The organism is Pseudomonas sp. DP-17 (assembly GCF_022380625.1).
Classification (GTDB): domain Bacteria; phylum Pseudomonadota; class Gammaproteobacteria; order Pseudomonadales; family Pseudomonadaceae; genus Pseudomonas; species Pseudomonas nitroreducens_A.
Window position 1 is genome coordinate 90,699 of sequence record NZ_JAKSXG010000019.1, and the last position, 25,923, is coordinate 116,621.

The window sequence follows — 25,923 nt, forward strand, 5'->3', positions numbered from 1 at the left end:
CGCCGGGCGGCGTCAGTTGCGTTTTCCGGAGAGGGGCACCGCACGGACCGAAGCTCCGGCGGACAGGCGCAGACGCTTGGCGGTCTGCGCATCGACCACCAGCGAGCCGGCGGCCACGCGCGCCGGGGCTGCGGTGATGCGGCACTCCTCGCGCTTGCGGTTGTGGATCAGGTAAGGCTCGGCGTCGTCACCCGGCGTGCCGATGGCCAGCACCAGGCTCTGGCTGTCGGCGATGGCGCGGATCTTCTCGGTCGGCGCCTCGATGGCGGGGCCGGCGTCGAAGATGTCGACGTAACCCTGGTAGCTGAAGCCCTCGGCCTTGAGCATGGCCAGCGCCGGCTCGGTGTGCGGGTGCACGCGGCCGATCACCTCCCGCGCATCCGCGGAGAGGAAACAGGTGTAGAGCGGGAACTTGGGCATCAGCTCGGCGATGAAGGCCTTGTTGCCCACGCCGGTCAGGTAGTCGGCCTGGCTGAATTCCATCTTGAAGAAATGTCGGCCCAGGCTTTCCCAGAACGGCGAGCGGCCATCCTCGTCGGACATGCCGCGCATCTCGGCGATCACCTTGTCGCCAAACAGTTCGCGGAACTCGGCGATGAACAGGAAGCGCGCCTTGGACAGCAGGCGACCGTTCAGGCCGGCACGGTGGTCGGCATGCAGGAACAGCGAGCACAGCTCGGACTGCCCGGTGAGATCGTTGGCCAGGAACAGTGTGGGAATCTCGCGGTGGATGCCCAGTTCCTGGGAGGCACTGACGGTCAGGCCGACGCGGTAGTTGTACCAGGGCTCGCGCAGGCCGACGGCGCCGGCCACGGCGGAGATGCCGACGACCTTGCCGCTGTCGTCCTCGAGGACGAACAGGTAGTCGGCGTCAGCGCGCTCGGCTTCGCCGCGGAAGGCCTTCTCGGCCCAGCTCACGCGGTGCTGCAGGCGCTGCTCGTTGGCCGGCAGCGTGGTCAGGCCGGTGCCGGTGCTGCGCGCCAGGTCAAAGAGAGCCGGCAGGTCTGCGCTGGTTACGGGACGGACGATCATGCTCTCTCCCCTCAGATCGCGACCAGGCGCACGCTGGCGCCCTCGCCGATGCCCAGGGCTTCGGCGGTTTGCTGGTTCAGGGTGACGGGCTTGCCCGGTACCCAATCGAGTTCGGCGACGACGGCGCGGAAGTCCTGCAGTTGGCCATTGGTGACCAGGTAGCCGCGGCTGCCCTTGGCGCCTTCGCCGATGCGCACCGGCACCTGCCGGCTCTGCGCGATGGAGCGGATGCTGCTGGTGCGCGCATGCAGCGCGGGGCCGCCGTCGAAGATATCGACATAGTTGTCGGACTCGAAGCCGTCGCGCATCAGGATGTCGAAGGTAATCTGCGCACGCGGGTGCACCTGGCCCATGGCTTCCTGGGCATCGTCCGGCAGCAGCGGCACGTAGATCGGGTAGTGCGGCATCAGCTCGGCGAGGAAGGTGCGGCTCTTCAGCCCGGAGAGCTTCTCGGCCTCGGTGTAGTCGAGGTCGAAGAAGTTGCGACCGATGGCGTTCCAGAACGGCGACTCGCCCTGCTCGTCGCTGTAGCCGACGATTTCCACCACCACTGCATCGGCGAAGCGTTCCGGATGGCTGGCCATGAACAGCAGGCGACCACGGGAGTTGAGCTCGGCGATCGGCGTATTCACCAGGTCGCGCTCGACATAGAAGCTGGTCAGCAGGCTGTTGCCGGTGAGGTCGTGGCACAGCGAGAGGACGTGGATCTTGTTGTGGATCTTCAGCTCGCGGGAGGCGTGCACGAAGGTCTCGTTGCGGAAGCTGTAGAACGGCTCGGAGAAGCCGGCCGAAGCAACGATGGCCGAGCAGCCGACCAGTCGGCCGGTCTCGCTGTCCTCGAGCACGAAGAAATAGCTCTCTTCACCGTTGAAACTCACCTCGGCGGCGAACGAAGCCTCCGAAGCGAGAATCTTCTCGCGCAGGCGTTCCGCGTCGTCCGGCAGCGACGTGACGCCGACCGGGCTGTCCGCGGCGAGACGCTGCACTTGCTGCAGGTCGGCCACTTGGGCGGGGCGCATCACCAGCATGGCGTCACTCCTCTAACCAGACAAAAGTTCGTGATTCTTGCTTTCTGATTCGCGGGCGCGACACAGCCTGTGCCGCGCTCATCAGGGCATTCTCGGAAACCGGCCGGGACGATCCGGCCGGTTGAGCGGCGAAGCGCGAGCCTCGCCGGTTCAGCGTAGCCGGGGGATCAGCCGCGGGTCAGCTTGGCGATGGCGCGCTCGAGGCGATCCAGCCCTTCGTCGATGTCCGCGTCCGGAATCACCAGGCTGGGGGCGAAGCGCACCACGTCCGGGCCGGCCTGCAGGACCATCACGCCTTCCTTCTCGGCGGCGTTGAGCACGTCCTTGGCCTTGCCCTTGAAGGCATCGTTGAGCACCGCACCGATCAGCATGCCCATGCCACGTACCTGGGTGAAGATGCCGTACTCGGCGGCGATCTTCTCCAGGCGGACCTTGAAGCGCTCGTGCTTGGCCTTTACGCCTTCGAGCACTTCCGGGGTGTTGATCACGTCGAAGGCCGCACCGGCGACGGCGCACGCCAGCGGGTTGCCGCCGTAGGTGGTGCCGTGGGTGCCGACGACCAGGTGCTCGGCGATCTTCGCGGTGGTCAGCATGGCGCCGATCGGGAAGCCGCCGCCCAGGCCCTTGGCGCTGGACAGGATGTCCGGGGTCACGCCGTAGTACTGGTGGGCGTAGAGGTAGCCGATACGACCGAAGCCGCTCTGCACTTCATCGAAGATCAGCAGCGCGTTGTTCTCGTCGCACAGCTTGCGCACGCCTTCCAGGTAGGCCTTGTCGGCCGGCAGCACGCCGCTCTCGCCCTGCACCGGCTCGATGATCACGGCGCAGGTCTTGTCGGAGATGGCGGCCTTCAGGGCTTCCAGGTCATTGAACGGAATGTGGGTGATGCCTTCGATCTTCGGGCCGAAACCATCGGAGTACTTGGCCTGGCCGCCGACGTTGACGGTAAACAGGGTGCGGCCGTGGAAGCTGTTGACCATGGAGATGATCTCGAACTTCTCGGGGCCGTAGACGTCATGGGCATAGCGGCGCGCCAGCTTGAGCGCAGCCTCGTTGGCCTCGGCGCCGGAGTTGGCGAAGAACACGCGCTCGGCGAAGGTGGCGTCGATCAGCTTCTTGGCCAGGCGCAGCGCCGGCTCGTTGGTGAAGACGTTGGAGACGTGCCAGATCTTGCCGGCCTGCTCGGTCAGCGCCTGCATCAGCGCCGGATGGGTGTGGCCCAGGGAGCTGACCGCGATCCCGCCAGCGAAGTCCACCAGCTCTCGGCCGCTCTGATCCCAGACTCGGGAACCCTCGCCACGCACCGGAATGAAGGCAGCCGGCGAATAGTTGGGAACCATGACCTGGTCGAAGTCGGAGCGTTGGACCTGAGCTTGCGGAGCGGACATCGGTGTTCTCCTGCCTGGTTGAGGCGGCTATCGATGGATGGATTGTAGGGACGAACAGCGGGCCGGCATTGCCGCCATGCGACAACTTGTTATAGCGCCAACCCGCGAATTGCCGAGGCTTACGCAAATGCGACAGAAAGCGTCGGGAAGGCGCAGTGTAAGGCCTGCGACCCGCTGCGGGTACAAGCTACCGTGGAATTTGTTCGCCCGGCGAAGGGCGGGAAAAGGAATAAGCCACGAGATAGGCGGTTGGCGTTCGCAGGATGGCGTGGAGCACAGCGATACCCATGCTGCCAACGAACCGGCCGAGGACTTTTTGCACGCCGAAGGTAATGGTGGGGGCGGCGTTCGGCGCAAACCCATTGATGGGTATCGCGGCGCTCCACGCCATCCTACAAAAGCGCGGACTCAGCCGCGTTCGGCGGCCACCGGAGCAGCTTCCGCGGCGCTCTGCCCACGACGCTGGTTGCGGTCTTCGCGCGGGGTCACGCCGAAGAAGTTGCGGTAGGCGCTGGAGAAGTGCGGGCCGCTGGAGAAGCCGCAGGACAGGCCGATCTGGATGATCGACTTGCTGGTCTGCATGAGCATCTGCCGCGCGCGGTTCAGGCGCAGTTCCAGGTAGTACTGGCTGGGCACGCGGGTCAGGTACTGCTTGAAGATGCGCTCCAACTGGCGGCGCGAAACGCACACGTGCTGGGCGATCTCGTCGGTGGTCAGAGGCTCCTCGATGTTCGCCTCCATCAGCAGCACCGCCTGGGTAAGCTTCGGGTGGCTGGAGCCGAGGCGGTTCTTCAGCGGGATGCGCTGACGTTCGGAGCCTTCGCGGATGCGCTCCACCACCAGCTCTTCGGAGACCGCGCCCGCCAGCTCGGCACCATGATCGCGCGACAGCACGGCCAGCAGCAGGTCGAGCACTGCCATGCCGCCGCAGGCAGTCAGGCGATCACGGTCCCATTCGAAGAGGTGGTTGGTCGCGATGACCTTGGGATAACGCTCGGTGAAATCGTCGTGCCAGCGCCAGTGCACGGCGGCACGGTAGCCGTCGAGCAGGCCCAGTTGCGCCAGCGGATAGATACCGGCGGACAGCGCGCCGATGCTTACGCCGCTGCGCGAGAGCTGCTTGAGGGTATTGGCCAGGGGCGCGGAAACAGCCTGCGGAACCTCGTCGGCCACCAGGAAGATGCGCTGGCACTGTTCCAGCGCGCCATTCCAGGGCTGCCCCGGAAGGCGCCAGCCCTCGGCCTCGGCCACCGTTTCGGCGCTCATGAACACCGGTTCGTAGAGCGCCTCGGGGTGCAGCCGGCGGGCGACCCGCAGGGCCTCCTCGGCCAGACCGAGCGTCAGCGCCCGCGTGTGCGGCCAGAGCAGGAATCCGATGCGTTGTGCGGTCATGCGGCTAGATCACCAGGCGACGGTAACAGACAGCTTACTTCAAGCTGCCGGAAAGGAACTGCTTCAGGCGGTCCGATTGCGGATTGGCCAGGACTTCCTTCGGGCAGCCCGCCTCTTCCACCAGCCCCTTGTGCAGGAACACCAGCTGGTTGGAGACCTCTCGGGCAAAGCCCATCTCGTGGGTCACCACCACCATGGTGCGGCCTTCCTGGGCCAGGTCCTGCATCACGCGCAGGACTTCGCCGACCAGCTCGGGGTCGAGCGCCGAGGTCGGTTCGTCGAACAGCATCACTTCCGGCTCGACTGCCAGGGCACGAGCGATGGCCACGCGCTGCTGCTCGCCGCCGGACATGTGGGCCGGATAGGCATCCTTGCGGTGCGCCACACCGACTTTCGCCAGGTAGTGCTCGGCCTTTTCCAGCGCTTCCTTCTTCGATACGCCCAGCACGTGGACCGGCGCTTCGATGACATTTTCCAGGGCGCTCATGTGCGACCACAGGTTGAAGTGCTGGAACACCATCGACAGGCGCGAGCGCATGCGCTGCAGCTGCTTGGCGTCCGCGGCCTTGAGCGCGCCGTCCTTGTTCGGCACCAGCTTGAGTTCCTCGCCGTTGAGCAGGATCTTGCCGGCGTGAGGTTGCTCGAGCAGGTTGATGCAGCGCAGGAAGGTGCTCTTGCCCGAACCGGAGGAGCCGATGATGCTGATCACGTCGCCCGCCTTCGCCGCCAGGGAGACACCCTTGAGTACCTCGTGGGTGCCGTAGCGCTTGTGCAGGTCCTGGATTTCCAGTTTGTACATGGTGTCGGTTCTCGAATTCAGTCGTTGATCAGCCGGCCCTTGCGGAACGGCTCACGCCCGGCCACCTTGGCCAGCCAAAGCCCCGGCTGGGCGTAGCGCCCACGCTCGATGGCGAACAGCACGCCGGACGTCCCGGCGCAAACGGTGCTGACCTGGTCGTTCAGCGGGTCGACGACCTCGAACAGCGCGTCGCCCTTCTCCACCCACTCCCCCGCCTTGCGCAGGAAACTCACCACGCCAACGTGGGGTGCGTAGAGGTATTCGGTGCCTTCGAAAGGCATGCCTTCGCAGCATTCGGCCGGTGCCGCCGGCCAGTCGCCGCCGATCAGGCCTTGCTCGGCGAGGAAGCCGAGGATGGCTTCGGCGTTGGCCTGCCCCTGCTCGACGCGGGTATCGCCCACGCCGCCCAGTTCGACGGTAGTCGCCAGGCACGCCAGGGGAATCGCCGCCTGCGGGAAGGCCTGCGCCAGGCGCAGCCAGGGCAGCGAGCAGGACTCGTCGAAGGAGCTGCCACCGGAATCTTCGGCGAGCAACGCCACGCCGGCTTTCAGGCGTGCAGCCAGGGATTTCCAGCGCGGCCAGTGCTGCGGGATCGCGTAGACATGGATGGCGGCGTCGAAGTCGCAGTGCAGGTCGAGCACCACCTCGGCATCGCAGGCGTGGCGCAGCAGGATGCGCTGCATGCCCTGCAGCTCGGACGAGGCCGGCGGCAGAGCGTCGAGAGCATCGCGCATGGCCTGGCGAATCAGCTCGACGTTGGCGGCTTCGTCGGCGCCCAGCTGGCTGCCGACACGCTCGGCCACCAGGGCGGAGAGTTCGACGAAGTCACGGTTGAAGTTCTTCCCGCTGCCGAACTCGAAACGGCCCAGGTGACTGGCCTGCAGGGTCTGCCCCAGGCCGATGGGGTTGGCCACCGGCACGAGTTCGACGACGCACTTGAGCTGCCCGCGCGACTCGAGGTCGGCCAGGCGCTGCTTGAGCTCCCAGGCGGTGCGCATGCCCGGCAGCTCGTCGGCGTGCAGGCTGGACTGGATGTAGACCTTGCGCGGCCCCTTGCCGTAGCGGAACACGCTCAGGCGGCGCTCGCTACCCAGGCTGCTCCATGGCAACAGATGATCGATACGTTCCACGGTCTTTCCTCAGTGCTTGCGCGGCGCGAGATAGGCCAGCCAGCGGCGCTCGGCCAGCTTGAACAGGCGCACCAGGGTGAAAGTCATGATCAGGTAGAAGATGCCGGCGGTGATGAACGCCTCGAACGGCAGGTAGTACTGCGAGTAGACGGTGCGCGCGGCGCCGGTGATGTCCACCAGGGTCACGATGGACGCAAGGCTGGTGGTCTGCAGCATCATGATCACTTCGTTGCTGTACTGCGGCAGCGCGCGGCGCAGGGCCGAGGGCAGGAGGATGCGGCGGTACAGCTTGATCCGCGACATGCCCATGGCCTTGGCCGCTTCGATCTCGCCGTGCGGGGTCGCACGGATGCTGCCGGCGAGGATCTCGGCGGTGTAGGCGCTGGTGTTGATGGCGAACGCCGCGCAGGCGCAGAAAGTGGCGTTGGACAGCAGCGGCCACATCGCGCTTTCACGCACGAACTCGAACTGCGCCAGGCCGTAGTAGATGAGGAACAGCTGCACCAGCATCGGGGTGCCGCGGATCACGTAGGTGTAGAGCCAGGCTGGCAGGTTCACCGCAGGGTTCTTCGAGCAGCGCATCAGCGCCAGCGGTACCGCCGCGAGCAGGCCGAAGAACAGCGAGATCGCCAGCAGCTTGAGGGTCACCAGCAGGCCGCTGAAGTAGAGCGGCAGGCTGTCCCAGATGACGGAGAAGTCGAAAATCATGATCAGGCTCCCGGTCTCAAAGCTCGGCGACTTTCACGCCGACCGAATAGCGGCGTTCGAGCATGCGCAGCAGTACCAGGGAGACGGTGGTGACCACCAGGTACAGCGCCGCCACGGCGAGGAAGTAGGTGAAGGGTTCGCGGGTGGCGTCCGAGGCCTGCTTGGCCTTGAACATCATGTCCTGCAGGCCGACCACGGAGATCAGCGCGGTGGCCTTGACCAGCACCAGCCAATTGTTGGTGAAGCCGGGAATCGCCAGGCGGATCATCTGCGGCACCTGGATGCGGAAGAACACCTGAAGCGGGCTCATGCCGTAAGCGAAACCGGCTTCGCCCTGCCCTTTCGGAATGGCCATGAAGGCACCACGGAAGGTCTCGGACAGGTAGGCGCCGAAGATGAAGCCCAGGGTGCCGACGCCGGAGGCGAAGGGGTTGAGGTCGATGTAGTCGTCGTAGCCGACCATCGGCGCCACCCAGTTCACAGCAGCCTGGCCGCCGTAGAAAATCAGCAGGATCAGCACGAGGTCCGGTACGCCGCGGATCACGGTGGAATAGAGGTCGCCGCACCAGGCCAGCCATTTCACCGGCGACAGGCGGATGGCCGCACCGAGCAGGCCCAGGGCGATTGCCAGGGCCATCGACAGCAACGACAGCTGAAGCGTCAGCCAGGCACCATCGACGATGGTGGCTCCGTAGCCATTGAGCATAATTTCGTACCTCGTGAAACCGGACGCCGCCCGCAACGACACGGACGCTCAGGGCAAGCGCGACTGCAGGCTCACCCCCAATAAAAAAGTGGCACAAACTTCAGGACCGGGCCTGGGTTTGCGCCACTTCTGGACGTGGATCAGTTCTCGCCGTAGACGTCGAACTTGAAGTACTTGTCCTGTACCTGCTTGTACTTGCCGTTGGCACGGATGCCGGCGATGGCCGTGTTGAATTTCTCGGCCAGGGCGGTATCGCCCTTGCGCACGGCGATGCCGGCACCGCCACCGAAGTACTTCGGATCGTTGTATTCCGGACCTACGAAGGCGTAACCCTTGCCGGCGTCGGTTTTCAGGAAGCCGTCGTCGAGGTTGACCGAGTCGGCCATGGTCGCGTCGATGCGGCCGGAGACCAGGTCCATGTTGGCTTCGTTCTGGGAGTTGTAGCGCACGACTTCGATACCGGCCGGGGCCAGGACGTCGGTGGCATAGCGGTCATGGGTCGAGGCGCGCAGCACACCGACCTTCTTGCCCTTCAGGTCCGCCAGCGGATCGTTCAGGGTCACGCCTTGCTTCATCACGAAGCGCGCGGGGGTGTGGTAGTACTTGTTGGTGAAGTCGACGGACTTCTTGCGCTCATCGGTGATGGTCATGGACGAGAGAATGGCGTCGATCTTGCGAACCTTCAGCGCCGGGATCAGGCCGTCGAATTCCTGCTCGACCCAGGTGCACTTGACCTTCATTTCTTCGCACAGGGCGTTGCCGATATCCACGTCGAAACCGGCGAGCTTGCCGTCGGGAGTCTTGAAGGAGAAAGGCGGATAGCCGGCTTCGATGCCGATGCGGACCGGCTTCTCGTCAGCGTGGGCAACCAGGGAAAGCGCGGACAGGGCCAGCGCACCGAGAAGTGCAAACTTCTTCATCAGTAACTCCTTCGAGGGTAGGACTTCGATTGGCAGGAGAAAGGGGTTGGCCCAGGCTGCCCGTGCAGAAGTGAAGGTTATTGTTCGTCTGCGCATTGCCGGCGCGATTCTTGTGAAAGGCGCGCCTACCGGGGTGAGCGGCATTCTAGCGACAGCCCCCGAGCGGTTATTTCTTCAATGCGACAAGTAATTATAGAAGCGCTGGGGGCGGAGCCCCGATGGCTTGACGGCGCGGATTTTACGTGATCTGAAAGCGGATAGTAAAACCCAATGTTCTTGCAGTAATTGGGCCACAAATATCAGAACCCAGCCCCTGCGCGGGGTGCGCGATATTGACTCATTCTGTGCGCAGAGAAAAGACGCACCGAAGCTGTGCGAAATGTTTCCTGCCGCCTCATTTTGTCGCGGGGAAATGTTACCGGTGGGCAGGAAGCACACTGCTTTTGGCTCTTGGGCTTTTCGCAGGGGCGAGCCTGCTCGCGAACCGCATCGCACCCTGGCCGGAACTGATGGGTATCGCTGCGCTCCACGCCATCCTGCGCTCGCGCTCGGCGGGTATTCCGGTATCGGCCGGCCATTGGAATAAGAACGCGGAAATGAAAAACGCCCCGGCAAGCGGGGCGTTTTCATCAAGCGGCGGTCAGGCCGCGCGCATGGCCTGGTGCGTATCGATCAGATGCTGCACCACACCCGGATCGGCCAGGGTGGAGATATCACCCAGGGTGTCGTACTCGGCCGTGGCGATCTTGCGCAGGATGCGGCGCATGATCTTGCCCGAGCGGGTCTTCGGCAAGCCGGGCGCCCACTGGATAACATCCGGGGTGGCGATCGGGCCGATTTCCTTGCGCACCCAGGCACGCAGTTCCTGGCGCAGCTGCTCGCTGGATTCCTCACCGGCATTCAGGGTGACGTAGACATAGATGCCCTGCCCCTTGATGTCGTGCGGTACGCCAACCACCGCGGCCTCGGCCACTTTCGGGTGGGCGACCAGGGCGCTCTCGATCTCGGCGGTGCCCATGCGGTGGCCGGAGACGTTGAGCACGTCATCCACGCGGCCGGTGATCCAGTAGTAGCCGTCCTCGTCGCGACGGGCGCCGTCGCCAGTGAAGTACATGCCCTTGAAGGTCTTGAAGTAGGTGTCCACGTAGCGGTCGTGGTCGCCGTACAGGGTGCGCGCCTGGCCCGGCCAGGAATCGAGGATCACCAGGTTGCCCTCGGTGGCGCCTTCCAGGATGTTGCCCAGGTTGTCCACCAGGGCCGGCACCACGCCGAAGAACGGCTTGGCGGCGGAGCCCGGCTTCAGGCCGTGGGCGCCCGGCAGCGGGGTCATCAGGCAGGCGCCGGTTTCGGTCTGCCACCAGGTGTCGACGATCGGGCAGCGCGACTGGCCGACGGTCTCGTAGTACCACTGCCAGGCTTCCGGGTTGATCGGCTCGCCGACCGAACCCAGCAGGCGGAGGCTGGAGCCGTCGGCGCCTTCGACCGCAGCCTTGCCCTCGGCCATCATGGCGCGGATGGCGGTCGGGGCGGTGTAGAGGATGTTGACCTTGTGCTTGTCGACAATCTTTGCGACGCGGGAGATGTCCGGGTAGTTCGGCACGCCCTCGAACAGCACGGTGGTCGCGCCGTTGGCCAGCGGGCCGTAGACGACATAGGTGTGGCCGGTGACCCAGCCGATGTCGGCGGTGCACCAGAAGACTTCGCCCGGACGGTAGTCGAACACGCGCTCATGGGTCAGCGAGGCGTAGACCAGGTAGCCGCCGGTGGTGTGCAGCACGCCCTTGGGTTTGCCGGTGGAGCCGGAGGTGTAGAGGATGAACAGCGGGTCCTCGGCGCCCATTTCCTTCGGTGCGCAGGTGGAGCCGGCGACCTTCATCAGGTCCTCGAACCACACGTCGCGGTGCTGGTTCCACTTGATGTCCGAACCCGTGCGCTTGCAGACGATGATCTTCTGCACGCTGTTGGTTTCCGGGTTGGTCAGGGCGTCGTCGACGTTGGCCTTGAGCGGCGTCTTCTTGCCGCCACGCAGGCCTTCGTCAGCGGTGATCACCACCTTGGAACGGCAGTCGATGATGCGGCCGGCCAGGGCTTCGGGGGAGAAGCCGCCGAACACCACGGAGTGGATCGCACCGATGCGGGCGCAGGCCAGCATGGCGACCACGGCTTCCGGAATCATCGGCATGTAGATGGTCACCACGTCGCCACGGTGAACATCCTGGCCGCGCAGGGCGTTGGCGAACTTGCAGACCTGCTCGTGCAGTTCGCGGTAGGTGATTTCCTTGTGCTCGGAAGGATCGTCGCCTTCCCAGATGATGGCGAGCTGGTCGCCGCGCTCGGCCAGGTGGCGGTCGAGGCAGTTGTAGGAGAGGTTCAGGGTGCCATCGGCGAACCACTTGATGTCCACGTGATGGTCATCGAAGGAGGTCTGCTTGACCTTGGTGAACGGCTTGATCCAGTCGATGCGCTGGGCCTGTTCGCGCCAGAAGCCGTCGGGGTTGACTACCGACTGCTGGTACAGCTTCTTGTAGGTGGCCTCGTCGGTCAGAGTGGTCGCGGCCACTTCGGGACGCACGGGGTACACGGATGCCGCTGTCATGGCGTTCTACCTCGGTGAAGAGTGTTGTTTTTGTTGCCACCAGTTGTAACGGCGACACCCTCCTCCGAACCATACGACCATGGTCTTACCAATCCTTAGTCGTAGTGATGGGCCCCATAAGCCGTTGTTTTGGCAACGGACTCAGGGGGCCGCGACAACCTGTCACATGCCAAGGGCGTGGGGCAGCGCCAGCGAAATATAGGGGACGTAGGTCACCAGGATCAGGAACAGCAGCAGGATCATCAGCCACGGCAACGCCGCTCGGATGGTCGCGCCCAGCGGCATGCCGGTGACCGCCGAGGTGACGAACAGGTTGAGCCCCACCGGCGGATGCACCAGGCCGATCTCCATGTTCACCACCATGACGATCCCCAGATGGATCGGGTCGATCCCCAGGCGCATGGCGATGGGGAAGAAGATCGGCGCGAGGATCAGCACGATGGCCGAAGGCTCCATGAAGCTGCCGGCGACCAGCAGCACGATGTTGACCATCAGCAGGAAGCCGATCGGCGTCAGTCCTTCCTGCATCACCCACTCGGTGATCTGCTGGGGTAGTTGCTCGGTGGTCAGCACATGGGCGAAGAGCATGGCGTTGGCGATGATGAACATCAGCATGATGCTCAGCCGCCCCGATTCCACCAGTACCTTGGGACAGTCGCGCAGGCGCATGTCCTTGTAGACGAACAGCGCGACGAAGGCCGAGTAGACCGCCGCCACCGCCGCCGCCTCGGTGGGCGTGAACAGTCCGGAGTAGATACCGCCGAGGATGATCACCAGCAGCAACAACCCCCAGATCGCCCGGCGCGCGGCGGACAGCCATTCACGCAGGCTGGCGCGCGGTTGCGCTGGCAGCTTCTTCACCCGCGCGACGATGTAGATCACCACCATCAGGATCACGCCCAGCAGCAGACCCGGCACCACGCCGGCGACGAACAGCTTGCCCACCGAGGTCTCGGTGGCCGCGGAATACACCACCATGACGATCGACGGCGGGATCAGGATGCCCAGGGTACCGGCGTTGCAGATGATCCCGGCGCCGAACTCGCGCGGGTAGCCCGAACGCACCATGCCGGCCACGGCAATCGAGCCCACGGCCGCCACGGTCGCCGGCGAGGAACCGGACAGTGCCGCGAACAGCATGCATGCCAGCACCGCGGCGATAGCCAAACCGCCACGGATGTGGCCGACGCACGCATTGGCGAAGTCGATCAGCCGCCGCGCCACGCCGCCGGTGGTCATGAAGGCACCGGAGAGCAGGAAGAACGGGATCGCCAACAGCGTGTAGGCCTCGGACGTCTCGAACAGCTTGATCGCCAGCGAGCGCACCGAATCCGGGCTGAACAAGAGAATCGTCAGCGCGCCAGACAGGCCCAGGGAAATCGCGATGGGCACCCCGATGAACATGAAGACGAACAGCAGGAGGAACAGCATCATCACGGTCATGGACGATTCTCCGCGGCTTCTTCGCCGGCCAGCTTCGAGGCTTCCGCGGCCTCGTCGGCAAGGCCCAGGCCGAGCTGGCGGCCGCGCAACAGGTTGACGAGGATTTCCAGGTAACGCAGGAGCACCAGGCCGAAACCGATGGGCACTATCACCGCGATGTAGGCCTGGAGGATGCCGAAGTGGTCGAGGTCTTCCGCGCCGATGCCGGCATTGAACAGGGTCTTCACCCAATCGAAGCTGGCGACCATGAACAGCCCGGCGTAGCCCAGGCAGCAGAGGCAGGCGAGTACGCCGATGCAGCGCTGCACCCGGCGTGGCGCCAGCTTCACCAGCGCGTCCACGCCCAGGTGGCCGGCGGTGCGCACGCCATAGGCAATGCCGAAGAAGATCAGCCAGCCGAACAGCGCCTTGGTCAGCGCGTTGCTCCAGGACATGTCCTGGGCGACACCAAGGATCGCGTCGCCGATGCCGTAGAACGGCCCTTGCAGCGAGGGCAGGCGGTCGCCCAGGTCATAGAACAGGGTGAAGACGTTGGTCATCACCACGTAGACGAAAGTCACCAGCGTCATGGCCGCCAGCAGGAAGGCGATGGCGCCCTCCTCGAAGTGGTTCCAGACGCGCACGAGTCGGTTCATGGGAAAGGCTCCAGAAAGCCCCGCCATCCGGCAGGGCCGGACGGATCAATGGGGACGGTTGGAGGCTTCAGCGGCCTGGATGAGATCGGCGCCGACGTTGTCGCGGAATTTCCGCCACACCGGCTGCATCGCCTCGCGCCAGTCGGCGCGCTGCTGCGCAGTGAGCGAATGGATCTCGCTGCTGCCGCTGGCGAGGATACGCTGGCGGGCATCGCGGTTCAGCCGCTCGGCCTCCTGGTTCACCTGCACGGTGACCTCGGCCATGATCTGCTCCAACTCGGCACGCAGGTCCGGCGGCAGGCCGTTCCAGAACTTGGCGTTGGTGATCACCATGTAGTCCACCAGGCCGTGGTTGGACTCGGTGAAGTACTTCTGCACCTCGTTGACCTTCTGGCTCTCGTAGTTCGACCAGGTGTTCTCGGTGCCATTGACCACGCCGGTCTGCAAGCCCTGATAGACCTCGGCAAAGGACATCTTGCGGGAGATCGCACGCAGCTGGCGGAACTGCTCGTTGAGCACGTCGGAAGCCTGCACGCGGAACTTCAGCCCGCGCGCATCGCCCGGTTCCAGCAGCAGGCGATTGGCCGACAGCTGCTTCATCCCGTTGTGCCAATAGGCGAGGCCGAGAATGCCCTTGCCTTGCATGCTGGTCAGCAGGCCCTGGCCCTGCGGGCTGCGCTGGAATCTGTCGACGGCATCGATGTCGTCGAAGAGGAATGGCAGGTCGAATAGCTGCACTTTCCGGGTGTACTGCTCGAACTTGGCCAGGGACGGCGCAAGCATCTGCACGTCGCCCAGCAGCAGCGCTTCCATCTCCTTACCGTCGCCGAACAGCGAGGAGTTCGGGTAGACCTCCACGCGCACCCGGCCGGGCAGGCGCTCCTCGGCCAGGCGCTTGAACATCAGCGCCCCCTGCCCCTTGGGCGTGTTCTCCGCGACCACGTGGGCGAACTTGATCACTATCGGTTCATGAATAGCCGGTTCATGAACAGTCGGTTCATGGATAGTCGGTTGATTGGCAGTCTGCGGTTCATCGGCAGCCTGTATGACAGAAGCGCAGGCCAACGCCAGGACGGCGAGCAACGCCCGCCCCGTCGATCCGAACATCGATCCAAACATCGCGTCACCCTCAATTTGTTCTTGTGCTTGCGAGGTGAGCCCGGTGGCAGGCCCGTGAGGAGACTGACGCAAATATTCGCGTTCGGAGAATTCGTCTTTTCCCAAAGCGGCGTTCGACAAAGCAGAACGCAAGGTACGAAAAAGACGCGCCCGGCGAGGGCCGGGCGCTTGGGGTTTCCACAGCATGCCGCTATGCGGCGGTGGGTCAGGCAGGCACTCGGGCGCGGTGCTCGAGCATCATCCGCTCGTGTTCTTCGAGCATGCCGGGCACGCAGTCGCGGAGGAACTCCACCCAGGTGCGGATCTTCGCGTCGAGGTACTGGCGCGACGGATACAGCGCATAGACGTTGAGGTGGAACAGGCTGTAGTCGGGCAGCACGCGCACCAGGCTACCGTCCTTCAGCCCCTGCACGGCGGAGTAAACCGGCAGCGCGCCGATCCCCATGCCGGCGCGTACCGCCTCGGTCATGGCGTCGGCGGTGTTGACCTGGAAATGGGTCTGGTTGATGCCGACCATTTCCTGGCCATCAGGACCGTCGAACAGCCACTTGTCCAGCGACATCACCGAGTTCACCAGGCGCAGGCAACGGTGCTCGGTCAACTCGCCGAGCTTCTTCGGCATGCCATGGCGCGCCACGTAGTCGGGCGAGGCGCAGAGCACGCTGTAGGTCTTGCCGATGCGCTTGGAAACGAAGCCCGAATCCGGCAGCTCCTGGGCGATGACCACGGAGATGTCGTAGCCCTCGTCGAGGATGTCGGTGATGCGGTTGGCCAGGGTCAGGTCGAAGGTGACCTCCGGGTAGATCTCGCAATACTGGGAGATCGCGCGGATCAGGTAGTGCTGGCCGATGCCGGTCATCGCATGCACCTTCACCTTGCCATGGGGCCGGGCGTGGGCGTCGCCCGCCTCGGCCTCGGCTTCCTCGATGTAGCCGAGGATCTGCTGGCAGCGCAGCAGGTAGCGCTGGCCGGCTTCGGTGAGGGCGATGCGGCGGGTGGTGCGATGTAGCAGTCGGGTGCGCAGGTGCGCTTCGAGTTTGGCCACCGTCCGCGAGACGTAGGCGGTGGTGAGGTCCATGCGCTGGGCGGCGGCGGTGAAGCTGCCGGTCTCGGCGACACAGACGAAAGCACGCATATTGTGCAGCAGGTCCATCATTTCTCCTGAGAGCCTGTCCACGCCACGGCGGGCGGCCTCTGCAACGGCGCTCGAACGAGCAACGCCTTGTTACAGTTTCATGACAGGCGGCGAATTGTCGCACAGGTGCCGGGCGGGGATTATTGTACTTTCAGGTAACAATAATTCGCCCATCCGTCAGCTTATCCTGCCCCCGGCGCACTTCTAGAATCGCCGTCCCCAACGCGGTCTCCCGCAACCTCCCAGGACAAGCAGCCGTGCTCCGCCTTTCGTGCAACGTGCTTCCACCCCTTCGCTCCACTTTCGATTTACAGGGTTATCAAAACCCGATCCGCCCCAAACAACGCCTGCCGAGATAAGCCTGATGAGCAGTCTCTCCGTGCGCCTGCCCAAGGCTGCCGCGCTGCGCTTCGCCCTGTCCGACTGGGCGCACACCGACGGCGTCACCTGGATGTTCATCCTCAAGACATTGGTCACCGCCTTCACGGCGCTGTGGCTGGCCTACCGCCTGGAGCTGCCGCAGCCCAGCACAGTGCTGGTGAGCGCCTTCATCGTGCTGCAACCGCAGAGCGGCCAGGTGCTGGCGAAGAGTTTCTACCGCATCCTCGGCACGCTGGCCGGGCTCACGATGATGGTCACCTTCATCGCCCTGTTCGCCCAGGAGCGGGTGCTGTTCCTGCTCTGCGTGGCGATCTGGGTCGGCCTGTGCACCGCCGGCGCGGCGCGCTACCGGGACTTCCGTGCGTACGCCTGCCTGCTCGCCGGCTATACAGCGGTAATGATCGGCATCCCCGCCACCCTGCACCCCGAAGGCGCCTTCATGCAGGCCCTGTGGCGGGTGATCGAGATCACCCTGGGGATTCTCTGCACCGGGGTGATCAGCGCCGTGGTCCTGCCGCAGACCAGCACCGCCGCCCTGCGCAACGCGCTGAACACCCGCTTCGGCGACTTCGCCGGCCTGGCCAGCGCCGGTCTCGACGGCACCCTGGACCGTGAGCGCTTCGAACAGGCCAGCGCGCGCATCGCCGCCGAAGTGGTGGGCCTGGAAAGCCTGCGCAACGTCACCGCCTTCGAAGACCCTCACATGCGCCTGCGCAGCGGCCGCCTGGCGCGGCTGAACAGCGAGTTCATGCAGCTGACCACTCGCTTCCACGCCCTGCAGCGCCTGCTCGATCGCCTGCGCGAGCGCCAGGCCAGCAACGTGCTGGAAGTGCTCATGCCGTGCCTGATCGACGTCAGCGAACTGCTCGCCAGCTGGCATGGCCGCCCTCTGAGCGAGGCGGACGCGGAGCGCCTGAGCGTGCAGCTGGAGCTGTGCAAGCACCACCTGATGCCGCGCATCCGCGAAGCTCGCGCCACCCTCGGCCACACCTGCCCGCGGGAAGCCGATCAGCTGGATTTCGAGACCGCCGCCGAACTGCTCTACCGCTTCGCCGACGACATGCACAACTATGCCCAGACCCACGCCTCGCTGGCTGCGCACAAGCACGAACGCGAGCAGTGGAAGGAACGCTTCACGCCCAAGGCGAATGCACTCGCCGCCGCAGTCGCGGGCTTCCGTTGTGCGCTGCTGGTGATAGTCGGAGGGGTGTTCTGGATCGAGACCTCCTGGCTCAGCGGCGCGACCTTCGCGCTGACCTCGGTGCTGATCGCCGCACTCTCCTCCGCTTCGCCCAATCCCAAGCGCCTGTCGCTGCAACTGACGCTCGGCACGCTGCTCGGCGCGACGCTGGGCTTCATCCTGACCTTCCGCGTGCTCCCGCACATCGATGGCTTCCCGCTGCTGTGCTTCGTGCTCGCGCCGGTGTTCGCCCTCGGCGCCTTCCTGATTACCCGGCCCAAATGGAGCGGTTATGGCGTCGGCCTGCTGGTGTGGTTCTGCATCGCCTCGCTGCCGGCCAACCTCGCGCGCTACGACGCCTACACCTTCATCAACGAATACCTGGCGATGCTGTTGTCCATGGGCATGGCGGTGGTCGCGGCGATCGTCATCCTGCCGCCGAACCGGCCCTGGCTGTGGGAACGCCTGGAGGCCGAATTGCGCCTGCGCGTGGTGCGGGTGATCAGCGATCCGCTGAAGGGTCTGTCATCGAGCTTCGAAAGCGGCACCCGCGACCTGCTGAACCAGGCCTACGGGTTATCCACAGGCCGTCCGGACGTGCAGCGGCGGCTGCTGCGCTGGACCTTCCAGGTACAGGAGATCGGCCTGTCGATCATCGAACTGCGCCGCGAGCAGGAAGCGCTGCCGAAAGAGCCCTGGTACGCCGAGCGCATGCCCTGGCGCCGGGCCATTCGCGCGCTGGGCAGGGCGCTGATCCGGCTGTTCATCCAGCCCAGCGAGAGCAACCGCCAGCGCGCCCTGGCGGCGGTGGAACATGCCATCCACGCCACGCGCACCACGGACGACCGGCGCCCGCCGCACTTCGATTCCTCGCCCCTGCGCCGGGTGTGCAGCTACCTGCATTTCATCCGCACTTCGCTGCTCGATCCGCAGTCGCCGCTGCGCGATTGAGATCAGCGCACAGCACTGCCATCTTCCGCAGGAGCGGACCCCGTCCGCGATGTTTTCCGGCGCGATGCGGACCGATCGCGGACGGAGTCCGCTCCTACGCCGCCGGCAACCCCGCGCGAATCCCTCGAATCTGCGACAGCCCGCCGCAAGACCACTCCTCAAACCCGCACCACGTCTGGATTGTTGCCTCTGAGTACGAAGTCTTGTTGGCGCCTGGATATATGACTCAAGTCAGGCAAATTCTATTATTTCCGTGCTGTTACAGCGCGCGCCGCAACACCACCCAAGACCCGTAATCATTCCCCAACGCTTCCCGATGCAGCCATGAGCTGAACGTCACGGCCCCGTCACGTCCGGACTCCGGGAACAAGGCAGGTAAATTCATGAAAGCTGTAGTCATCCTGGCCATGCTGGGCTTCTCTTCGCTCGCCCTGGCCGAGCAGGTGAATGCCGCCGACCAGGCGCCAAGCACGGCCGTGGAGCAGTACACCTACGACATGAAAATGGACGTCGCCCACGTCATCTCGACCACCGACGTCTCCAACGCGTGCGGCATCGTGCCGGCACGCATGACCTACGAAGACTCCCAGGGCCAGCGCCACACCGTCGAATACCAGGTGTGGGGCAACGGCTGCTCCGGCGGCTAAGCGAGTTGCGCACTCCCGCCGCGGCCCACGCAGCCCCGGCGGGAATGCACACCCCTGTTACGGCTGCAGGGCCGCCTTCGCAATGTTGCGACTGTGCGCGCCGAAATGCCGGATCAATTGCACGATCTGCTCATCCAATGCCTCATCGTGGCGGAACGGCTCCGGTGAGTTCCCCGCGCTGAAATCCCCCGCCGGCGCCTTCTCGCTCTCCAGCCAATGGCCGATTGCCGCATCAAAAGCCGCGGCACGGGCATGGGACTCGCTCGCCACCACCTCGCGCAGATACTGGGTCGAATACGGCGGATAGCTGCCGTCCTCGCTCACATCCGCATAGGCCGCCAGCAACGGCGACTGCCCACCCAGGCGCAGCGTCTCGCGCAGCCAGTCCACCTCGTAGCGTTCCACGCCCGTATGCCGGTCCGCCACGCGCTGGATCGCCGCCTGCTTGTCGGCATCGAAGCCAGCCATGGACTTGCCCGCCGTCCACAGCATGCTGGCGGTGGTCTCACCCGGCAGCGGCGTCGAATGATAGGGCTGGGTCATGTCCTGGATGTAGTGCATCGCCCAGCCGAGGAAGCGGTAGCCCCAGTACGGATGCCCCTTCTCGAAGGCAAAACGCGCCAGGCCGTAGAACTGATAGGCGCGCCATTCCGGCCAGTTGCGCTCAAGGTACGGCGCGCCGGTGAAGATGATCGCGTCCTCGTGGTAGAAGCCCATGTGGAATGGCGCCTGGGAGCTGAATTCGTAGCGCGGGTCGCCGAACGGCTGGGTACCGAAGCCGTAGCGCTGGCCGGCTTCGCCGGGGTTGTCGCTGAACAGGTTGATGTCGTGGCCGAAGTCCGGCTCATCGGCGGCACTGGCCAGCACGTCCAGCGCGGGAATCTTCTCCCCCGCCTGCAACTGCACGAAGCGCCATGGGTTCCAGCCGGAGAGGTTACGGAACACCAGCACGTCCGCCGGCTGCAACGCCGCATGATTGGGCAGTTCACCTCCGGGCGGCGGCTGCACGGCAGTGGCCAGCTTGATCTCGGGATTCAGGCGCAGCGCCATGAGGAAGGCCTTGCGCAGGTCGTCACGGCCCTCTTCTGTCAGGCGCAGGTCGTCCGGGCGCGGTGGATACTGGCGAAAGTGCTCGCGGGCGTAGGCCTCCTGCTCGTCCAGCAGTTGCACCAGGCCGGCGCGCTGCTGGCTGACGAAGCTTTCCAGCGGCTCCACCTCGACTTCCGGCGCCTGGGCAAGCGCCGGCAACTGTTGCAGGGCGATGTAGCTGCCCAGGGTGTGATTGGACCAGGCCCAGAGGCTTTGCGGCAGGGCCAGCAGGCCCACCAGCAGGCAGGTGGGCAGGCTGATGGAAAGTCGCTTCATCGGCTCTTCGCTCTTATTTGGCAGTGCAATGCGGAAAATTCCGACGCAGCCTACCAATCAGAAACCCCATCGGCACTGTCCAAGCTTGCCAGCGCGTATCACCGATAACGCCACGCCTGACCATCATCAATGGCGCGAACCGCCCCAGCCACTACACTTGCCCGGCATGGAAAGGCACCGGTTCCGCAGGTGTGCCGACCACTCGAAATAAGGGCGTTCCCATGCTGCAGTCCGTTTCACCCAAGCAAGACCTCCCCCTCAAGCCCGATCCAGTCGAACCCCGCAGCGGCGTCCTCGCCCCCTTCAGCATCGCCGCATTCCGCATCATCTGGATCTGCAACCTGTTCGCCAACCTGGGCACCTGGGCACAATCGGTCGCCGCCGCCTGGGTGGTCACCGAGGCGCATGCGAGCCCGCTGATGGTGGCGATGATCCAGGTGGCGTCGGCGCTACCGCTGGTGCTGCTGTCGATCATGTCCGGGGTGCTGGCCGACAACCACGACCGGCGCAAGATCATGCTGGTAGGCCTGACGGTGGAGCTCTCCGGCGCCGCGCTGGTGACGGTGCTGGCGTTCATGGGTTACCTCGACCCCCTGATGCTGATCGTGTCGATCCTCTGGCTGTCGCTGGGCAGCTCGATCACCATTCCCGCCTGGCAGGCGGCGGTGAACGAGCAGGTGCCGCCGCGCATGCTCGGCGATGCGGTGCTGCTCAACAGCGTCAATTACAACGTCGCCCGCGCCGTCGGCCCGGCCATCGGCGGTCTGCTGCTGTCGGCCACCGGCGCCTCCTGGGTATTCCTGTTCAACTGCATCTGCTACGCCTCGCTGATCTGGGCAATCTGGCAATGGCGCCGCGACGTGCCCAAGCGCACGCTGCCGCCGGAGCACATCTTCGAGGGCGTGATCGCCGCGCTGCGCTTCACCCAGTACTCCAGCGTCACCCGCCTGGTGATGCTGCGTTCGGCAGTCTTCGGTCTTTCGGCCAGCGCCGTCTGGGCGTTACTGCCGCTGCTGGCGCACCGCAACCCGGACGGCAGCGCCTCGGTGTACGGCTACATGCTCGGCGCCCTGGGCCTGGGTGCCATCGTTGCCAGTACCGTGGTGAGCAAGGCGCGGCAGTGGCTGGGCAGCAGCCGGCTGATCAGCTTCGCCGCCGCCACGCTCGCGGTGGTCATGCTCATCCTCGGCTGGGTGGACAACCTCTGGGTGATCTTCCCCGCACTGGTACTGGGCGGCGCCTGCTGGATCGCCGCTGTCGCCACCTACAACTCCGCCGTGCAGATCCTCGTGCCCGACTGGGTCAAGGCGCGCGCCCTGGCGCTGTACCAGACCGCCATCTACGGCGGCCTGGCGGCGGGCTCCTTCCTCTGGGGGCATTTCGCCGAAACCATGGGTGTACAGGGCGCGCTGATTGCCGCCGGCTGCCTGCTGCTGGTCTCGGTGGCGCTGCTCTACAACTCCCGGTTGCCGGAGCTGGACTCGACCAGCATTGCCCGCGCGCCGGGGGGCGTGCCAGGGCAGCCGACCTTCGTGTTCAACCCCGAGCGCGGCTCGGTGCTGGTCTCCATCGAGTACCGGATCCCCGCCGAGCGCACCCGTGACTTCGTCCGCTCCGCCAAACCGCTACGCCGCCTGCGCTTGCGCAATGGCGCGGAACGATGGGCGCTGTACCGCGACGTGAGCAACCCGGAAATCTGGCAGGAGCTGTTCCTGGTGGACAACTGGATCGGCCACCTGCGGATGCTCGACCGCCTGACCATCGAGGACAAGACCATCATTGACAACGTCACCAGCCTGCACGGGGGCGACGCACCGCCGGTGATCCGCCACGGCGTGAGCTACGAATCGGGAAGTTACGAGCCGCCGCCGGAGTCCCTGGGCTGACGGGGTAGAAACAAAAACGCCTCCCGGTCAGGGGAGGCGTTTCAGGTGCCGCGACAGCGTTACTCCGCCGCCGGCTTCTTGCGCTTGAGCGGCGCCAGGCCATCCTGGCTCACGACCTTGGACGGGCCGGACTTCGGCTTCGAAGCAGGCTTCTTCTTCGCCGGTGCCTTGCTGCCGGTCTTCTTCGCATCGTCCTTTTTCTTCTTGGTGCCAGCGGCCTTGCCGGAGGCCTTGACCTTCTTCGGCCCCTTGTAGGTGCCCTTCAGCTCCTTGATGGTCCGCAGCTCGAAACGCAGTTTGAGGTAGCGCTCGATGCTCGACATCAGGTTCCAGTCGCCATGGCCGACCAGCGAAATCGCGGTGCCGGCGGCACCCGCGCGGCCAGTGCGGCCGATGCGGTGCACGTACTCGTCACCACGACGGGGAATGTCGAAGTTGATCACCAGATCCAGGCCGTCGACATCCAGGCCGCGGGCAGCCACGTCGGTAGCGACGAGAATCTTCACCGCGCCCTGCTTGAGGCGTTCGATGGCCAGCTTGCGGTCCTTCTGGTCCTTCTCGCCGTGCAGCACGAAGACCTTGTGGCCAGCGGCAATCAGACGCCCGGTCAGGCGATCGGCGGCCACGCGGGTGTTGGTGAAGATGATCGCCTTGTCGTAGGTCTCGTTGCCGATCAGCCAGTGCACCAGGGCTTCCTTGTGCGCGACGTCGTCGGTCAGGATCACCTGTTGGCTGACATCCTCGTTCAGTTCGCTGACGCGGTTGAGTTGCAGGTTCTCCGGCTCGCGCAGCACCTTCTCGACCATCTCGTGCAGGCCGCTGCCGCTGGTGGCGGAGAACAGCAGGGTCTGGCGCTGCGCCGGGCACTGCGCGGCGAGCTTGAGCACGTCCTCGGAGAAGCCCATGTCGAGCATGCGGTCGGCTTCGTCGAGGATCAGCACCTCGACGTCACCCAGCGGCAGGTTGCCGGCGTTGAACTGCTCGTTCAGGCGGCCGGGGGTGCCGATGATGATTTCCGGGTTCTTGCGCAGGCGCGCCCCCTGCACCTTGAAGTCTTCGCCACCGGTGATCAGGCAGGCCTTGATGAAGGTGAACTGGGCGAAGCGCTCCACTTCCTTGAGGGTCTGCTGGGCCAGCTCGCGGGTCGGCAACAGGATCAGCGCGCGGGCGCCGCTCTTGGGCTTTTCCTCGGCAAGCAGGCGATGCAGCAGCGGCAGTACGAAGGCCGCGGTCTTGCCGCTGCCGGTCTGCGCCGTCACCCGCAGGTCGCGTCCCTCCAGGGCCTTCGGGATGGCCGCCGCCTGGACCGGGGTCGGCTCGGTGAAGGACAACGAATCGAGCGCCTTGAGCAGGCGTTCGTGCAGGGCGAATTGGGAGAACAAGGCAGACCTCGATATCACGTAAAGACCAAATAGCTGCATAGCTTAATGTTTGCCGCGCCCGCGCGCTGGAATTATTGCCGCGCGCCCCTGTGTCCGCCGCATCGCGTCAATAACCCGACAAACGTACCGACGCGATACGAGAGGCAATGCCATGCTCTGATGGGCCTGACAAAAAGGAGAATCCAGGTGCCATCGACTCTCATTTATTACGTGGCCGCCAGCCTCGACGGCTACATCGCCCGCCCCGACGGCAGCGTGGACTGGCTCGAAGGTTACGGCAGCGAAACCGACGACCAGGGTTACTCCGCCTTCTACACGAGCATCGACGGGTTACTCATGGGCCGCGCCACTTACCTGCATTGCCTGGACGCCGGCCGATGGCCCTACCCGGACAAACCAACGCTGGTGATGACCCGCTCCAACCATCTTCCCCGGGCCGCGCCACAGGTGGAGATGCAGCACTATGCCCCGATCGACGCCCTGATCTCCCTGGAAGCCCGCGGCTGCGAGCGCATCTGGCTGGTGGGCGGTGGCAGCCTGGCGGGCAATTTCCTTGCCGCAGGCTTGCTCGACGAAGTGATCGTCAGCATCATTCCGCACCTGCTCGGTGCCGGCATTCCGCTGTTCAGCATCGGACTCGAGCAACGCCTGCAGCTGCTGGAGCAGCGCAGTTTCCCCAGCGGCATCGTGCAGATGCGCTATCAGGTTCTGAAGGAAACATCCTCGCCATGACCACCACCATTCGTATCGCCGCCGCCTGCCTGCTGGATCAAGCCGGACGCCTGCTACTGGTACGAAAGCGTGGCACCCAGGCCTTCATGCTGCCCGGTGGCAAGCACGAGCCCGGCGAGACCTCGCTCCAGGCCCTGCTGCGCGAACTGGGCGAAGAACTCGACCTTCACCTGGCAACCTCGGCACTGACGCCGCTCGGCCACTTCCAGGCCAACGCGGCCAACGAACCGGACATGCGTGTGGACGCCCAGGTCTACGTCGCAGCCCTGCCCCACCCCGTCCAGCCCGCCGCCGAGCTGGAAGAGCTGGCCTGGCTGGACCCTGCTGGCGACTATCCGCACAACCTCGCCCCGCTGCTGCGCGAACAGGTGCTTCCCGCTCTGCTTGCCCATCTGGACTGATACGTTCAGCTCAAATACCTGCATTTCGTCGGGTTTTTCCTTAAGAACTCCTTTCGTCCTGGCTTTTCGCCAGCAATTTGCGTGTGGCGTTCGCCTGCGCCGAAACCCCCGGTTTATAGGGCTTCCGGCTATAAGGTCAGGCCGTGACTGATGCGTCTGAACACATGTCACGCAGCGTCCTACAAGTCACAGGGGAATTGTCAGAATCGACAGACGGTACGAACTGTCATGAAAAGTCGTTCAGAATGCGTGGAATTTTTGAGCGGACCAAAGGAAACCACGCCGACAACAAGGGCGATCCAGCGGAGTCTGGGCGATATCAACCAGCAAGAAGACATGCCGAATGCGAAGTACCCTTTTGACATGCCTTTCCATAGGCTTGGCGACTTTTTTAGCCGCCACCGAGGCAACCGCCTCCTCCAAGATCACGCGTTCCTATCAACCCGCCCCGGTTGATCTCCGTGTCCCGGTCCAGGGCAGCGCCCTGCTGACCTTCAACGCCAAGCCGGTCAAGCAGACCAAGAGCGAGGCGCACCAGGTGACCCAGCGTGCCTACAGCATGATCGGCACGCCTTACCGCTGGGGCGGCACTTCTCCCAAGCGCGGCTTCGATTGCAGCGGCCTGGTGAACTACGTGTTCCAGAACGTCGACGAAGTCGATCTGCCGCGCACCGCGCAGCAGATGTACAGCATGCGCGGCAACTCGAAAGTGGCGCGTGGCGACCTGCAGCCCGGCGACCTGGTGTTCTTCCGCATCCACAACCGCCGCAATGTCGATCACGTCGGCATCTACGTCGGTGACAACCAGTTCGTTCATGCGCCGCGCCGCGGCCAGAAGGTCCGCGTTTCCGACCTCGGTGGCGATTACTGGAAGAAGCACTACACCGCTGCCCGCCGCATCCTGCCGGAAACCCTGGCCAAGGCTGACGTCGGCGGTCGCTTCGACTGACGCCAAGCGCTCTCCCTT

The 25,923-nt window shown here is 64.9% G+C and carries 22 protein-coding genes; 6 read left to right on the forward strand and 16 right to left on the reverse strand.

All coding sequences use genetic code 11. The features are described 5' to 3' along the window. Positions 1-12 precede the first annotated feature (12 nt). From astA to MJ122_RS28460, 14 genes are all read right to left on the reverse strand, one after another. Positions 13-1,032 (reverse strand): arginine N-succinyltransferase, encoded by a 1,020-nt coding sequence (astA, locus tag MJ122_RS28395; RefSeq protein WP_239747004.1) that lies wholly within the window; start codon positions 1,030-1,032, stop codon positions 13-15. Between the two features lie 11 nt (positions 1,033-1,043). Continuing rightward, positions 1,044-2,060, reverse strand: a complete 1,017-nt coding sequence (gene aruF, locus MJ122_RS28400; protein ID WP_017517945.1) for an arginine/ornithine succinyltransferase subunit alpha — start codon at positions 2,058-2,060, stop codon at positions 1,044-1,046. A 167-nt stretch (positions 2,061-2,227) separates the two neighbouring features. Further along, the gene (locus tag MJ122_RS28405; protein ID WP_239747005.1) at positions 2,228-3,448 is read right to left on the reverse strand and encodes an aspartate aminotransferase family protein; all 1,221 of its coding nucleotides are present in this window, start codon (positions 3,446-3,448) and stop codon (positions 2,228-2,230) included. Between the two features lie 408 nt (positions 3,449-3,856). Continuing rightward, complete coding sequence (gene argR / locus MJ122_RS28410; RefSeq protein ID WP_239747006.1) at positions 3,857-4,840, reverse strand: transcriptional regulator ArgR; 984 nt, start codon at positions 4,838-4,840, stop codon at positions 3,857-3,859. Positions 4,841-4,874: 34 nt separating this feature from the next. Continuing rightward, positions 4,875-5,639 carry an arginine/ornithine transport ATP-binding protein AotP gene (aotP, locus tag MJ122_RS28415; protein ID WP_017517948.1) on the reverse strand — a complete coding sequence of 255 codons (765 nt, stop codon included), beginning with the start codon at positions 5,637-5,639 and terminating at the stop codon, positions 4,875-4,877. A gap of 17 nt (positions 5,640-5,656) precedes the next feature. Continuing rightward, the gene (locus MJ122_RS28420; protein WP_239747007.1) at positions 5,657-6,769 is read right to left on the reverse strand and encodes a succinylglutamate desuccinylase/aspartoacylase family protein; all 1,113 of its coding nucleotides are present in this window, start codon (positions 6,767-6,769) and stop codon (positions 5,657-5,659) included. A gap of 9 nt (positions 6,770-6,778) precedes the next feature. Beyond that, positions 6,779-7,477, reverse strand: coding sequence for an ABC transporter permease (locus MJ122_RS28425; protein ID WP_088418021.1), 699 nt, complete (start codon positions 7,475-7,477; stop codon positions 6,779-6,781). A gap of 16 nt (positions 7,478-7,493) precedes the next feature. Next, positions 7,494-8,183, reverse strand: a complete 690-nt coding sequence (locus MJ122_RS28430; RefSeq protein WP_017517951.1) for an ABC transporter permease — start codon at positions 8,181-8,183, stop codon at positions 7,494-7,496. A 140-nt stretch (positions 8,184-8,323) separates the two neighbouring features. Beyond that, complete coding sequence (locus MJ122_RS28435) at positions 8,324-9,103, reverse strand: ABC transporter substrate-binding protein (RefSeq protein WP_088418020.1); 780 nt, start codon at positions 9,101-9,103, stop codon at positions 8,324-8,326. A gap of 640 nt (positions 9,104-9,743) precedes the next feature. Continuing rightward, entirely contained in the window at positions 9,744-11,699 is a 1,956-nt protein-coding gene (gene acs / locus MJ122_RS28440) for an acetate--CoA ligase (RefSeq protein WP_239747008.1), read from the reverse strand. Between the two features lie 162 nt (positions 11,700-11,861). Beyond that, positions 11,862-13,142 carry a C4-dicarboxylate TRAP transporter large permease protein DctM gene (gene dctM, locus MJ122_RS28445; RefSeq protein WP_239747009.1) on the reverse strand — a complete coding sequence of 427 codons (1,281 nt, stop codon included), beginning with the start codon at positions 13,140-13,142 and terminating at the stop codon, positions 11,862-11,864. Continuing rightward, the gene (locus MJ122_RS28450) at positions 13,139-13,777 is read right to left on the reverse strand and encodes a TRAP transporter small permease (RefSeq protein ID WP_088418017.1); all 639 of its coding nucleotides are present in this window, start codon (positions 13,775-13,777) and stop codon (positions 13,139-13,141) included. Before MJ122_RS28450 ends, dctM begins: the two co-directional genes overlap by 4 nt. Before the next feature lie 45 nt (positions 13,778-13,822). Continuing rightward, a complete protein-coding gene (locus MJ122_RS28455; RefSeq protein WP_239747010.1) occupies positions 13,823-14,884 on the reverse strand; it encodes a TRAP transporter substrate-binding protein in 1,062 nt (353 codons plus the stop codon). 217 nt (positions 14,885-15,101) lie between these two features. Continuing rightward, entirely contained in the window at positions 15,102-16,049 is a 948-nt protein-coding gene (locus tag MJ122_RS28460) for a LysR family transcriptional regulator (RefSeq protein WP_088418015.1), read from the reverse strand. A gap of 346 nt (positions 16,050-16,395) precedes the next feature. Here MJ122_RS28460 and MJ122_RS28465 point away from each other — a divergent pair, with 346 nt between their 5' ends. Both MJ122_RS28465 and MJ122_RS28470 read left to right on the forward strand, forming a co-directional pair. Further along, complete coding sequence (locus MJ122_RS28465) at positions 16,396-18,543, forward strand: FUSC family protein (RefSeq protein WP_239747011.1); 2,148 nt, start codon at positions 16,396-16,398, stop codon at positions 18,541-18,543. A gap of 383 nt (positions 18,544-18,926) precedes the next feature. After that, the gene (locus MJ122_RS28470) at positions 18,927-19,190 is read left to right on the forward strand and encodes a DUF2790 domain-containing protein (protein WP_017517959.1); all 264 of its coding nucleotides are present in this window, start codon (positions 18,927-18,929) and stop codon (positions 19,188-19,190) included. 57 nt (positions 19,191-19,247) lie between these two features. Here the strand turns inward: MJ122_RS28470 and MJ122_RS28475 are convergent, their stop codons facing one another. Further along, entirely contained in the window at positions 19,248-20,555 is a 1,308-nt protein-coding gene (locus tag MJ122_RS28475; RefSeq protein ID WP_239747012.1) for a phospholipase, read from the reverse strand. A gap of 221 nt (positions 20,556-20,776) precedes the next feature. Here MJ122_RS28475 and MJ122_RS28480 point away from each other — a divergent pair, with 221 nt between their 5' ends. Next, entirely contained in the window at positions 20,777-22,441 is a 1,665-nt protein-coding gene (locus MJ122_RS28480; protein WP_088418012.1) for an MFS transporter, read from the forward strand. A gap of 59 nt (positions 22,442-22,500) precedes the next feature. Here MJ122_RS28480 and MJ122_RS28485 read toward each other — a convergent pair whose 3' ends face one another. Then, complete coding sequence (locus tag MJ122_RS28485) at positions 22,501-23,838, reverse strand: DEAD/DEAH box helicase (protein WP_239747035.1); 1,338 nt, start codon at positions 23,836-23,838, stop codon at positions 22,501-22,503. A gap of 171 nt (positions 23,839-24,009) precedes the next feature. On the opposite strand from MJ122_RS28485, the gene MJ122_RS28490 reads away from it, so the two are divergent. From MJ122_RS28490 to MJ122_RS28500, 3 genes are all read left to right on the forward strand, one after another. Continuing rightward, positions 24,010-24,555 carry a dihydrofolate reductase family protein gene (locus MJ122_RS28490; RefSeq protein ID WP_239747013.1) on the forward strand — a complete coding sequence of 182 codons (546 nt, stop codon included), beginning with the start codon at positions 24,010-24,012 and terminating at the stop codon, positions 24,553-24,555. Beyond that, positions 24,552-24,956, forward strand: a complete 405-nt coding sequence (locus MJ122_RS28495; protein ID WP_239747014.1) for an NUDIX domain-containing protein — start codon at positions 24,552-24,554, stop codon at positions 24,954-24,956. The genes MJ122_RS28490 and MJ122_RS28495 overlap by 4 nt, the downstream gene beginning before the upstream one ends. A 343-nt stretch (positions 24,957-25,299) precedes the next feature. Next, a complete protein-coding gene (locus MJ122_RS28500; protein ID WP_088418009.1) occupies positions 25,300-25,905 on the forward strand; it encodes a C40 family peptidase in 606 nt (201 codons plus the stop codon). Positions 25,906-25,923: the final 18 nt, after the last annotated feature.

Bases quoted from the DNA above. Each gene is read 5' to 3' on its own strand.
- astA (WP_239747004.1), bottom strand. From the start codon at position 1,032: ATGATCGTCCGTCCCGTAACCAGCGCAGACCTGCCGGCTCTCTTTGAC.
- aruF (WP_017517945.1), bottom strand. From the start codon at position 2,060: ATGCTGGTGATGCGCCCCGCCCAAGTGGCCGACCTGCAGCAAGTGCAG.
- MJ122_RS28405 (WP_239747005.1), bottom strand. From the start codon at position 3,448: ATGTCCGCTCCGCAAGCTCAGGTCCAACGCTCCGACTTCGACCAGGTC.
- argR (WP_239747006.1), bottom strand. From the start codon at position 4,840: ATGACCGCACAACGCATCGGATTCCTGCTCTGGCCGCACACGCGGGCG.
- aotP (WP_017517948.1), bottom strand. From the start codon at position 5,639: ATGTACAAACTGGAAATCCAGGACCTGCACAAGCGCTACGGCACCCAC.
- MJ122_RS28425 (WP_088418021.1), bottom strand. From the start codon at position 7,477: ATGATTTTCGACTTCTCCGTCATCTGGGACAGCCTGCCGCTCTACTTC.
- MJ122_RS28430 (WP_017517951.1), bottom strand. From the start codon at position 8,183: ATGCTCAATGGCTACGGAGCCACCATCGTCGATGGTGCCTGGCTGACG.
- MJ122_RS28435 (WP_088418020.1), bottom strand. From the start codon at position 9,103: ATGAAGAAGTTTGCACTTCTCGGTGCGCTGGCCCTGTCCGCGCTTTCC.
- acs (WP_239747008.1), bottom strand. From the start codon at position 11,699: ATGACAGCGGCATCCGTGTACCCCGTGCGTCCCGAAGTGGCCGCGACC.
- dctM (WP_239747009.1), bottom strand. From the start codon at position 13,142: ATGACCGTGATGATGCTGTTCCTCCTGCTGTTCGTCTTCATGTTCATC.
- MJ122_RS28450 (WP_088418017.1), bottom strand. From the start codon at position 13,777: ATGAACCGACTCGTGCGCGTCTGGAACCACTTCGAGGAGGGCGCCATC.
- MJ122_RS28455 (WP_239747010.1), bottom strand. From the start codon at position 14,884: ATGTTCGGATCGACGGGGCGGGCGTTGCTCGCCGTCCTGGCGTTGGCC.
- MJ122_RS28460 (WP_088418015.1), bottom strand. From the start codon at position 16,049: ATGGACCTGCTGCACAATATGCGTGCTTTCGTCTGTGTCGCCGAGACC.
- MJ122_RS28465 (WP_239747011.1), top strand. From the start codon at position 16,396: ATGAGCAGTCTCTCCGTGCGCCTGCCCAAGGCTGCCGCGCTGCGCTTC.
- MJ122_RS28470 (WP_017517959.1), top strand. From the start codon at position 18,927: ATGAAAGCTGTAGTCATCCTGGCCATGCTGGGCTTCTCTTCGCTCGCC.
- MJ122_RS28475 (WP_239747012.1), bottom strand. From the start codon at position 20,555: ATGAAGCGACTTTCCATCAGCCTGCCCACCTGCCTGCTGGTGGGCCTG.
- MJ122_RS28480 (WP_088418012.1), top strand. From the start codon at position 20,777: ATGCTGCAGTCCGTTTCACCCAAGCAAGACCTCCCCCTCAAGCCCGAT.
- MJ122_RS28495 (WP_239747014.1), top strand. From the start codon at position 24,552: ATGACCACCACCATTCGTATCGCCGCCGCCTGCCTGCTGGATCAAGCC.
- MJ122_RS28500 (WP_088418009.1), top strand. From the start codon at position 25,300: ATGCGAAGTACCCTTTTGACATGCCTTTCCATAGGCTTGGCGACTTTT.